Source organism: Acinetobacter sp. (assembly GCF_036666595.1).
In the GTDB taxonomy this organism is placed as follows: domain Bacteria; phylum Pseudomonadota; class Gammaproteobacteria; order Pseudomonadales; family Moraxellaceae; genus Acinetobacter.
Map to the genome: position 1 here is coordinate 339 of NZ_JAVWVO010000050.1, position 565 is coordinate 903.

A 565-nucleotide genomic window follows, 5' to 3' on the forward strand; every position below is an offset into this window, starting at 1 on the left:
CCCCTTTAATCACATTCCAAAGTTCAGGCATTTCATCCAAGCTGGTTGAACGTAACATTTTACCGAATGCTGTTAAACGTTCGCTGTCAGGAAGTGGCTGACCATTAGCATCGACCGCATCCTTCATGCTGCGAAACTTAATCATTTCAAACGGTTTACCATACAAACCCGGACGAACTTGGCGAAATAAAACCGGAGAACCTAAGTTTTTCTTCACTTTATAGGCAACAAAAGCATATAACGGTGCAAGCAGAATGAGTGCTGTGGATGCAATAATGATATCCAAGAGTCGTTTCAACATTTATAACAATCCCATTTCTGTCATCATATGTTTATTCACTTGATGAACATCATATTTATTTAAGGCGATCTCTCGTGAACGTTTACCCATTTGTATCGCTAACTCAGGCTGTTCAATAAATTTCTGCATGGCTTCTGCTAAATCAGCAATAGATTTAACCTCTACTAAAAATCCATTATCACCGTCTACCACGGTTTCACGACAACCCGGTGCATCTGTGGTAATGACAGCACGTCCCATCGCCATTGCTTCTAATACAGTTCG

Annotated in this window: 2 protein-coding genes; both read right to left on the bottom strand. The window is 40.7% G+C overall.

Features of this window, described 5'->3' with window-relative positions; translation table 11 throughout:
* The coding region (locus RR876_RS16645) for a sugar transferase (RefSeq protein WP_332637150.1) at positions 1–301 on the bottom strand (301 nt) is incomplete at its 3' end.
* Positions 302–565: glycosyltransferase (locus RR876_RS16650; protein WP_332637151.1), on the bottom strand; the 264-nt coding region annotated here is incomplete at its 5' end.